Source organism: Streptomyces sp. NPDC088810 (genome assembly GCF_044750305.1).
Taxonomy (GTDB): Bacteria; Actinomycetota; Actinomycetes; order Streptomycetales; family Streptomycetaceae; genus Streptomyces.
The window spans coordinates 127,551-137,090 of the sequence record NZ_JBIVJQ010000001.1 but is presented as its reverse complement, the minus strand read 5'-3'; the positions used below and the strand labels follow the sequence as shown (position 1 = coordinate 137,090).

The following is a 9,540-nucleotide window of genomic DNA, read 5'->3' as shown; positions in this document are numbered from 1 at the left end:
CGGAAACCGGACCACGCCCAGCCCCCGAAGCACCACCGGAGCCCACGCCCCCACCGGGTGCCGGACCACCGCTGGACTTCGAACTGGCGCCGGACGCCGAAGTACCGCCGGAAGCCGAACCCCGGCCAGGCGCCGAAGCGCCGTCGGCCGACGTGTCCGCGGCTGACCCAGCAGCCCCCGTCTGCTCCGTCCGGCCGCCGCGGGCCGCCTGGCGGGCCCGGGCCATGGAAGCCGTTCGGTCCTGCGCCCCCGCGTCCGCCGGGCCGGCCCCCGTCGCACCGGACCGGTCACGGGATGCCGAGCCCGTCGCACCGGGCCGGTCACCGGACCCCGGACCCGCCGCGCCGGAACCCTCCCGGGGCGCCGGGCTCGGCGTGTCGGAGCTGGTCCGGCGGTTGCCGGTGGGTTCGGTGTTGTCGGGCTGCACGGGGGGTGCGGTGCGGTCGGTGTCGGGCCGTCGGGGACGTTCGCGCCTCCCGTCGTCGGGGGCTGGCGTGTGCGGCTTGCGGCCCCCCGGGGTGCCGGGCCCTTCAGCCGGCAGCGGCCGTTTCGGTGCCCCGCCGTCGTTCGGCTGCTGCGGCTGCGGCTCGTCGCTCATCTCGTGCACGGACTCCTGTTTCGCGTCGTACGTTCCCGTACGCCTCGTACGCTTCTGCGCTCCCCCTGTTTGAAGACTCTCGCACCTGGCGTTCCGTTCCCGGATTCCGGCACGCTTCCGGCCGGAAAACGCGTGGCCGGCCGCCGGGCCTCCGGACTAGGCTCCTGCGCTTCGGTGTCGAGCAGTCCGAGGAGGTCGACTGGCGTGGGCGCGGGACGGTTGTACGCGGCCGTCGCGGCAGGGGGGTTCCGACGGTACGCGACCTATCGGGCCGCCACTGCGGCAGGGGTGTTCACGAACACCGTCTTCGGCCTGATCCTCGTCTACACGTATCGCGCGCTGTGGGACGAGAAGCCGCATCTCGGGGGGTATGACCAGGCGCAGGCCGTGACCTACGTCTGGCTCGGGCAGGCGTTCCTGTCGACCCTCGCGATCGGGGGTGGCGGGGTCGAGGACGAGTTGATGGAACGCATCCGTACGGGGGACGTGGCGATCGACCTGTACCGGCCGGCCGATCTCCAGCTGTGGTGGCTGGCGGCGGATCTCGGCCGGGCGTTCTTCCAGCTGCTGGGCCGGGGGCTGGTGCCGTTCGTGTTCGGCGCGCTGTGCTTCCCGGTGTACCTGCCGTCCGACGCGGGCACCTGGGCGGCGTTCCTCGTCGCCGTGGGGCTGGCCATGCTGGTCGGGTTCGGCATCCGCTACCTGGTGGCGCTGAGCGCGTTCTGGCTGCTGGACGGCACCGGTGTGGTGCAGATGGCGTGGCTGCTGGGCTTCTTCTGCTCGGGCATGCTGCTGCCGCTGAACGTGTTCCCGGGCGCGCTCGGTGAGGTCGTACGCATCCTGCCCTGGTCCTCGCTGCTGCAGGCCCCGGCGGACATCCTGCTGGGGCACGCGGACCCGCTGCCCACCTATCTCTTCCAGGCCGCGTGGGCAACGGCGCTGCTGGGGGCGGGCCGGCTGGTGCAGTCGGCGGCGACGCGCCGGGTGGTGGTGCAGGGTGGCTGAGCGCGGGAGGTACCGGCCGGCCGAGGGCATCCGGGCGTACCGGCTGGTGGCGGGGATGTGGGTGCGGTCCACGATGGCCTACCGCGCGTCCTTCGCGATGACGACGTTCGGGAACTTCGCGGCGACGTTCCTCGACTTCGTCGCGATCATGCTGATGTTCTCCCGGGTGGACGCGCTGGGCGGTTATCCGCTGCCCGAGGTGGCGTTCCTGTACGGGCTGTCGGCGGCCTCCTTCGGGCTGGCCGACCTGCTGATCGGGTCGATGGACCGGCTGGGCCGGCGGGTCCGGGACGGCACGCTGGACACCCTGCTGGTGCGGCCGGCGCCGGTGCTGGCGCAGGTGGCGGCCGACCGGTTCGCGTTGCGCCGGCTGGGCCGGGTGACCCAGGGGGCGCTGGTCCTGGGCTGGTCGCTGACCCGGGTGGACATCGACTGGACGGCGGAGCGGCTGCTGCTGATGCCGGTGATGGTGGTGAGCGGCTGCGGGATCTTCTGCGCGGTGTTCGTGGCCGGGGCGGCGTTCCAGTTCGTGGCGCAGGACGCCTCGGAGGTGCAGAACGCCTTCACGTACGGCGGTACGACGCTGTTGCAGTATCCGCCGACGGTGTTCGCGAAGGAGCTGGTGCGCGGGGTGACCTTCGTGCTTCCGCTGGCCTTCGTCAACTGGCTGCCCGCCACGTATGTGCTGGGGCGGCCGTATCCGCTGGGGCTGCCGCTGTGGCTGGCGTGGGCTCCGCCGCTGGTGGCGGTGGGGTGCTGTGCGCTGGCGGGGCTGGCCTGGCGGGCGGGACTTCGTTCGTACCGCAGCACAGGGAGCTAGCGTGGGTGACTTCACCGCAGGGGACGGCTTCATCGTCCTGGAGCAGGTCGAGAAGGTCTTCGAGGTGCGCCGCAAGACCGGGTTCCTCCGGCGGGAGCGGCGCGAGGTGCGGGCGGTGGACTCGCTCTCGTTCCGTGTGGCGCGCGGGGAGATGGTCGGGTACATCGGGCCGAACGGTGCCGGGAAGTCGACGACGATCAAGATGCTGACCGGGATCCTCACGCCGAGTGCCGGCCGGCTGCGGGTGGCGGGCATCGATCCGGCGCGGGAGCGGGCACGGCTGGCGCACCGGATCGGGGTGGTGTTCGGGCAGCGGACCACGTTGTGGTGGGACCTGCCGCTGATCGACTCCTACCGGCTGGCGCACCGCATGTACCGGATCCCGGACGCCCGTTACCGGGAGAACCTGGACCGTCTGGTGGAACTGCTGGATCTGGGCGCCCTGTTGGACGTGCCGGTGCGGCAGCTGTCGCTGGGGCAGCGGATGCGCGGGGACATCGCGGCGGCGCTGCTGCACGATCCGGACGTGCTGTACCTGGACGAGCCGACGATCGGCCTGGACGTCGTGTCGAAGGCCAGGGTGCGGGAGTTCCTGCGGGAGGTGAACGCCGAGCGGGGCACGACGGTGCTGCTGACCACGCACGACCTGCAGGACATCGAGCAGTTGTGTTCCCGGGTGATGGTGATCGACCACGGGCGGCTGGTGTACGACGGTCCGCTCGCGGGGCTGCACGAGGCCGGGGAGAGCGAGCGGACGCTGGTGGTGGACCTGGAGCGGGAGTTGCCGCCGGTCGAGGTGCCGTCGGCGCGGGTGGTGCGGGTGGACGGGCCGCGGCAGTGGCTGGCGTTCCCGGCGGGGCAGTCGGCGGCGCCGCTGGTGGCTCATCTGGCGGCCCGGTATCCGCTGGTGGACCTGTCGGTGCGGGAACCGGACATCGAGGCCGTCATCGCCAGGATGTACGCCGAGAAGGCGGTCTCGTAGGCTGCTGTCATGAGCGACGACGCAGCCCCGGATCTCCGGGCGTCCGACGCCGACCGTGAGCGGGTCGCCGAGGTCCTGCGGGACGCCCTGGCCGAGGGGCGGCTCGACATGGCGGAGTTCGACGAGCGACTGGAGGCGGCCTACACGGCGCGCACGTACGGCGAGCTGGCGCCGCTGACCCGCGATCTGCCGGCGTCCGGTTCCGCGGCGGTCTCCTTCGTCAAGGAGCCGGTGCGGGACGGGCGTTGGGCGGGCCGGATCACCGGGGGCGAGGGGTCCTCGACGGGGGCGGTGGCGATCCTGTCGGGGTTCGAGCGCAGGGGCCGCTGGACGGTGCCGCGGCGGTTCTCCTGCTTCACCTTCATGGGCGGCGGCGAACTCGACCTGCGCGAGGCGGACTTCGCCGACCGTGAGGTCGTGATCAACTGTGTGGCGGTCATGGGCGGGGTGCAGGTCGTCGTACCGCCCGGGGTGGAGGTCGTCGTACGGGGCATCGGCGTGATGGGCGCCTTCGAGCACCCCAGGGACGACGCCCCGCCCGAGCCGGGCGCCCCCCGGGTCGTCATCGGTGGTTTCGCCTTCTGGGGCGGCGTGGGAGTGGAGCGCAAGCTGCCGCGCGCCGAACGCAAACGGCTGAAGGAACAGCGCCGGCTCGACAAGGGCCGCTGACCGCGCCCGAAGGTGACCGCTACGGCGTGCACACCTTGGTGAGTTCCCCCGCCGCGTCCGTCACCGGGCTGACATCCGGTGTGTCGTCCCCGTTCTGTACGGCCGTCCGTACGTTGTCCACGGCCTTGCGCAGGTCGTCCACGGCCTTGTTGACATCGGCGTCGTCCGTCTTGTCGCCGATCTTGCGCAGGCTCTTGTCGATGGAGTCCAGCGAGGAGTCCACCTGAGTGGGGTCGTTCGCGGCGTTCTCCACGGCCTGCTGGAGATCGGTGACGCTGTCGGCGATGGCGTCGGCGGTCTGCACACAGTCGAGCGCCTTGTTCATGGCGTCGCAGCCGGCGGTGAGGCCGGCGGTGAGCGCGGCGGTCGCTACGGCGGCGGCGACGGCGGTGAGCCGGCCTCGGCGTCGGCTGGCGGCCATGGTGGTGTTCCCTCCCCTGGTACGGCTGGCCGGGCGCACGCCGGTGAGCGGTGCGCCCGTACCCAGAGGGACGACGGGGAGGCCCGGCGGGTTGCCCGGCGCCTTGAAGGTCTCTTTACGCGCGGGTGGCCGCGAGTGCCGCCTGCTGGGCCGCGGTCAGTTCGGCGCAGCCGGTGACGGCGAGGTCGAGCAGGGCGTCGAGTTCCCCGCGGGCGAACGGCGTGGCCTCGGCGGTGCCCTGGACCTCGACGAAGCGGCCGTCGCCGGTGCAGACGACGTTCATGTCGGTCTCGGCGCGCACGTCCTCCTCGTAGCACAGGTCGAGCAGCGGGACGCCGCCGACGATGCCCACGGAGACGGCGCTGACGGTGCCGCTGAGCGGCTGCCGGCCGGCCTTGATCAGCTTCCTGCCCTGGGCCCAGGCTACGGCGTCGGCCAGGGCGACGTAGGCGCCGGTGATGGCCGCCGTGCGGGTGCCGCCGTCGGCCTGGAGGACGTCGCAGTCGAGGACGATGGTGTTCTCGCCGAGCGCCTTGTAGTCGATGACGGCGCGCAGGGAGCGGCCGATGAGCCGGGAGATCTCGTGGGTCCGGCCGCCGATCTTGCCCTTGACGGACTCGCGGTCGCCGCGGGTGTTGGTGGCGCGGGGCAGCATGGCGTACTCCGCGGTGACCCAGCCCTCGCCGCTGCCCTTGCGCCAGCGCGGGACGCCTTCGGTGACGGAGGCGGTGCAGAGGACCCTGGTGTCGCCGAAGGAGACGAGGACGGAGCCTTCGGCGTGCTTGCTCCAGCCGCGTTCGATGGTGACCGGGCGGAGCTGTTCGGGAGTACGGCCGTCGATGCGAGACATGCCGATGAGCCTAGCCGTACACGGCGGAGGGGCTCCTCCCGCGTCGGGAAGAGCCCCTTGCCGGTGAACCCGTCGGCTCACATCATGTCTTCGATCTCCGCGGCGATCGGGTCGGCGTCGGTGCCGATGACGACCTGGACGGCGGTGCCCATCCGGACGACGCCGTGGGCACCGGCGGCCTTCAGGGCGGTCTCGTCGACGAGGTCGGGGTCGGACACCTCGGTGCGCAGCCGGGTGATGCAGCCCTCGATCTCCTCGATGTTGTCGATGCCGCCGAGCCCGGCGACGATCTTCTCAGCCTTGCTGGCCATGTTCCTTCTCCCTGCTCCGAACCGCTTTGTCGCAGTAACCCACAGTTGGCCCATCTTCGCGAGCGGTCTTGCCGTCCGTGCCGGATGATGGCGATCACGACAGCGGAACCGTCCGTCGACTGGTCTACACCACCGTGGGGAGGGTCGCCAAACCCATGAGTGCCGAGAGCACGGCAAGCCCCGCCGGGACCCGCTGGAACCGCCTGTTCCAGAGCATGCAGAAGATGGGCCGCAGCCTCCAGCTGCCCATTGCCGTGCTGCCGGCGGCGGGCATCCTGAACCGGCTGGGGCAGCCGGACGTGTTCGGCGGGGACGGCCTGGGCTGGACGGACGTCTCGAAGGTGATGAGCGGGGCGGGCGGCGCCCTGCTCGACGGGCAGTTGGGGCTGCCGCTGCTGTTCTGCGTGGGCGTGGCGATCGGCATGGCGAAGAAGTCCGACGGTTCGACGGCGCTCGCGGCGGTGGCGGGTTTCCTCGTCTACTACGGCGTGCTGCGCCAGTTCCCGCAGACCTGCCCGGCGGGCGCGAAGGTGGTGGTGACGGGCTGCCAGGCGGCCGACGGCACGGTGTCCGCGTTCACCTACCAGAACCCGGGCGTCTTCGGCGGCATCGTCATGGGGCTGCTGGCGGCCTTCTTCTGGACCCGCTACCACCGCACCCGGCTGGTGGACTGGCTGGGCTTCTTCAACGGGCGCCGGCTCGTGCCGATCCTCATGGCCTTCGTCGCGATCGCGTTCGCCGTGGTGTGCCTGTTCGTCTGGCCGCCGGTCGGTGCCGCCCTGGAGAGCTTCAGCGGGTGGCTGCGGGACGCGGGGGCCTGGGGCGCGGGCCTCTTCGGGGTCGCGAACCGGGCGCTGCTGGTGGTGGGGCTGCACCAGTTCCTGAACGTGCCCATCTGGTTCCAGTTCGGCAGCTACACCAAGCCCGACGGCACGGTGGTGCACGGCGACATCAACATGTTCCTGCAGGGCGACCCGAACGCCGGCCAGTTCACCTCGGGCTTCTTCCCGATCATGATGTTCGCGCTGCCGGCCGCCGCGCTGGCCATCACACACTGTGCGCGGCCGGAGCGCCGCAAGGAGGTCGGCGGCCTGATGCTGTCGGTGGCGCTGACCTCGTTCGTCACCGGCATCACCGAGCCGCTGGAGTACTCGTTCCTCTTCGTCGCGCCCGCGCTGTACGGCGTCCACGCCTTGCTCACGGGTGCCTCGATGGCGGTGACCTGGGCGCTCGGGGTGCACGACGGCTTCAGCTTCTCGGCGGGGCTGATCGACTACGTGATCAACTGGCACCTGGCGACGAAACCCTGGGCGATCATCCCGATCGGCCTGTGTTTCGCGGCCGTCTACTACGCGGTGTTCCGCTTCGCGATCACGAGGTTCGGCCTGAGGACACCGGGGCGGGAGCCGGTGGACGAGGTCGAGGACGTCACCAAGGGCTGAGCCAGGGCCGGCCCGGGCCCGAGGGCGCACAGCGCGTAGCGCCGCGGTAGCGGATTCGCGGGTTCCTTACGCCGCCTTCATCGTGCTACAACAGGTCTACACCACCAAGTGGTGTAGACCAGAGACGCTGCCGTCCCCTTCCATGGTTCCCGGGCGGCGCCTTGCCTATGGAGGAAGTTGTGACCACGGCCAGCGCCGCTCCCGCGGCCGAGAAGAAGAAGGGCGCCGGCGCGATGGCGGTGCTGCAGCGCATCGGCCGCAGCCTCATGCTGCCGGTGGCCGTCCTGCCGGCCGCCGCCCTGCTGGTGCGCCTCGGCAACACCGACATGCTGGGCCGCCCCTCCTTCCCGACGTTCCTGACCAAGATCGCCTCCTTCATGGCGGCCGGCGGCAACGCGATCCTCGACAACATGGCGCTGCTGTTCGCCGTGGGCATCGCGATCGGCTTCGCGAAGAAGTCGGACGGCTCCACGGCCCTCGCGGCGGTCGTCGGCTACCTCGTCTTCAAGAACGTGCTCGGCACCTTCACCGACAAGAACCTGCCGAAGGTCGCGACCGTCGTCGACGGCAAGATCGTCATGCAGAACGCCCCGGTGGACGCCAAGGTCCTCGGCGGTGTGGTGATGGGCATCGTGGTGGCCCTGCTGTACCAGCGCTTCTACCGCACCAAGCTGCCCGACTGGGCGGGCTTCTTCGGCGGCCGCCGGCTCGTCCCGATCCTGTCGGCCTTCGCGGGCCTGCTCATCGGCATCGTCTTCGGCTACATCTGGCCGGTCCTCGGCACGGGCCTGCACAGCTTCGGCGAGTGGCTGGTCAAGTCGGGCGCGGTCGGCGCCGGCATCTTCGGTGTCGCCAACCGTGCGCTGATCCCGATCGGCATGCACCACCTGCTCAACTCGTTCCCGTGGTTCCAGGCGGGCGAGTACCACGGCAAGAGCGGTGACATCGCGCGCTTCCTGGCCGGCGACCCGCACGCGGGCCAGTTCATGACCGGCTTCTTCCCGATCATGATGTTCGCGCTGCCGGCCGCGTGCCTGGCCATCGTCCACTGCGCCCGGCCCGAGCGCCGCAAGGTCGTCGGCGGCATGATGTTCTCGCTCGCGCTGACGTCCTTCGTCACCGGCGTCACCGAGCCCATCGAGTTCACCTTCATGTTCATCGCGCCGGTCCTGTACGCGATCCACGCGGTCCTCACCGGTGTCTCGATGGCGCTGACCTGGTCGCTGGGCATGAAGGACGGCTTCGGCTTCTCGGCGGGCGCGGTCGACTTCGGGCTCAACCTGGGCATCGCGAGCAACCCGTGGGGCCTGGTCCTGGTCGGCCTGTGCTTCGCGGTGGTCTACTACGTGATCTTCCGCTTCGCGATCACCAGGTTCAACCTGCCGACCCCGGGCCGCGAGTCCGACGAGGAACTGGCGGAACTGCAGAAGGCCGAGGCGAAGTAGCCAGACGTCGCAAGGGCCCCGGAACCCCGGTTCCGGGGCCCTTCTGCCTGTCCGGCGTCAGATCTCGTACGTGGCCCGCGGCGCGGCCAGTTCCACCGGCCCCGCGAACACCGCACGGGCGTCCCGCAGGTTCACCTGGGGATCGGTCCACGGCGGAATGTGGGTGAGGACCAGGCGGCGCGCTCCCGCGCGCGCGGCCGTCTCCCCCGCCTCGCGCCCGTTGAGGTGCAGGTCGGGAATGCTCTCCTTGCCGTGCGTGAACGCGGCCTCGCACAGGAACAGGTCGGTGTCCCGGGCCAGCTCGTCCAGCGCCCCGGTGACGCCCGTGTCGCCGGAGTACGTCAGGGACTTCCCGCCGTGCTCGATCCGGATGGCGTAGGCCTCCACGGGGTGGCGGACCCGCTCGGTGTGCACGGTGAACGGGCCGATCTCGAAGGTGGACGGCTTGACCGTGTGGAAGTCGAAGACCTCGCTCATGGAGGAGGCGGAGGGGGTGTCCGCGTAGGCGGTGGTGAGCCGGTGCTCGGTGCCCTCGGGGCCGTAGACCGGGAGGGGGTCGCAGCGGCCGCCGTCATGGCGGTAGTAGCGCGCCACGAAGTACGCGCACATGTCGATGCAGTGATCGGCGTGCAGATGGCTGAGGAAGATCGCGTCGAGGTCGTAGAGACCGCAGTGGCGCTGCAGCTCGCCAAGGGCGCCGTTGCCCATGTCGAGGAGCAGCCGGAAGCCGTCGGCCTCGACGAGGTAGCTCGAACAGGCCGATTCCGCGGACGGGAACGACCCCGAGCAGCCGACGACGGTGAGCTTCATGAAGCAGAAACCTCCGCTGGCGGGAACGCTGTGGGCGGGACGGGGGACCCCTCGGGATGAGGGCTGTCGGGGGTCGTGCGGTTTGTCGAGCGTAAGGCGCAAAAGCACGGGTCGCTCCTCCGCCAGGGGCCGTTGTGGGCGAACTCACCTGTGCTGTCACCGGTTCGGCTGGACGTAGGGCGCACAA

General features: G+C 70.9%; 9 protein-coding genes and 1 pseudogene. 6 read left to right on the top strand and 4 right to left on the bottom strand.

Annotated features, from left to right (window positions below):
* Positions 1-802: 802 nt before the first annotated feature.
* The 4 genes and pseudogenes from ACIP4Y_RS00580 to ACIP4Y_RS00565 form a co-directional block, all read left to right on the top strand.
* Positions 803-1,603 (top strand): ABC transporter permease, encoded by an 801-nt coding sequence (locus ACIP4Y_RS00580; protein ID WP_401385892.1) that lies wholly within the window; start codon positions 803-805, stop codon positions 1,601-1,603.
* Positions 1,596-2,423 (top strand): ABC transporter permease, encoded by an 828-nt coding sequence (locus tag ACIP4Y_RS00575; protein WP_401385889.1) that lies wholly within the window; start codon positions 1,596-1,598, stop codon positions 2,421-2,423. The genes ACIP4Y_RS00580 and ACIP4Y_RS00575 overlap by 8 nt, the downstream gene beginning before the upstream one ends.
* A gap of 1 nt (position 2,424) precedes the next feature.
* On the top strand, positions 2,425-3,405 hold the full coding sequence (locus ACIP4Y_RS00570; protein ID WP_401385886.1) for an ATP-binding cassette domain-containing protein: 981 nt from the start codon (positions 2,425-2,427) through the stop codon (positions 3,403-3,405).
* A 9-nt stretch (positions 3,406-3,414) separates the two neighbouring features.
* A pseudogene (locus ACIP4Y_RS00565) lies at positions 3,415-4,065 on the top strand (DUF1707 domain-containing protein); the annotation flags it as partial.
* Positions 4,066-4,093: 28 nt separating this feature from the next.
* Here ACIP4Y_RS00565 and ACIP4Y_RS00560 read toward each other — a convergent pair.
* From ACIP4Y_RS00560 to ACIP4Y_RS00550, 3 genes are all read right to left on the bottom strand, one after another.
* Entirely contained in the window at positions 4,094-4,495 is a 402-nt protein-coding gene (locus ACIP4Y_RS00560) for a hypothetical protein (RefSeq protein ID WP_401385883.1), read from the bottom strand.
* Between the two features lie 115 nt (positions 4,496-4,610).
* Complete coding sequence (rph, locus tag ACIP4Y_RS00555) at positions 4,611-5,345, bottom strand: ribonuclease PH (RefSeq protein ID WP_401385880.1); 735 nt, start codon at positions 5,343-5,345, stop codon at positions 4,611-4,613.
* Positions 5,346-5,422: 77 nt separating this feature from the next.
* Positions 5,423-5,656 (bottom strand): glucose PTS transporter subunit EIIB, encoded by a 234-nt coding sequence (locus ACIP4Y_RS00550; RefSeq protein ID WP_030347750.1) that lies wholly within the window; start codon positions 5,654-5,656, stop codon positions 5,423-5,425.
* A 155-nt stretch (positions 5,657-5,811) separates the two neighbouring features.
* On the opposite strand from ACIP4Y_RS00550, the gene ACIP4Y_RS00545 reads away from it, so the two are divergent.
* Positions 5,812-7,098, top strand: coding sequence for a PTS transporter subunit EIIC (locus ACIP4Y_RS00545; RefSeq protein ID WP_401385876.1), 1,287 nt, complete (start codon positions 5,812-5,814; stop codon positions 7,096-7,098).
* Positions 7,099-7,277: 179 nt separating this feature from the next.
* Positions 7,278-8,543 (top strand): PTS transporter subunit EIIC, encoded by a 1,266-nt coding sequence (locus ACIP4Y_RS00540; protein ID WP_401385873.1) that lies wholly within the window; start codon positions 7,278-7,280, stop codon positions 8,541-8,543.
* Between the two features lie 57 nt (positions 8,544-8,600).
* Here ACIP4Y_RS00540 and ACIP4Y_RS00535 read toward each other — a convergent pair whose 3' ends face one another.
* Positions 8,601-9,353, bottom strand: a complete 753-nt coding sequence (locus ACIP4Y_RS00535) for an MBL fold metallo-hydrolase (RefSeq protein ID WP_401385870.1) — start codon at positions 9,351-9,353, stop codon at positions 8,601-8,603.
* Positions 9,354-9,540 lie beyond the last annotated feature (187 nt).

Coding starts and splice junctions, on each gene's coding strand:
- ACIP4Y_RS00550 (WP_030347750.1), bottom strand. CDS start 5,656: ATGGCCAGCAAGGCTGAGAAGATCGTCGCCGGGCTCGGCGGCATCGAC.
- ACIP4Y_RS00535 (WP_401385870.1), bottom strand. CDS start 9,353: ATGAAGCTCACCGTCGTCGGCTGCTCGGGGTCGTTCCCGTCCGCGGAA.
- rph (WP_401385880.1), bottom strand. CDS start 5,345: ATGTCTCGCATCGACGGCCGTACTCCCGAACAGCTCCGCCCGGTCACC.
- ACIP4Y_RS00545 (WP_401385876.1), top strand. CDS start 5,812: ATGAGTGCCGAGAGCACGGCAAGCCCCGCCGGGACCCGCTGGAACCGC.
- ACIP4Y_RS00560 (WP_401385883.1), bottom strand. CDS start 4,495: ATGGCCGCCAGCCGACGCCGAGGCCGGCTCACCGCCGTCGCCGCCGCC.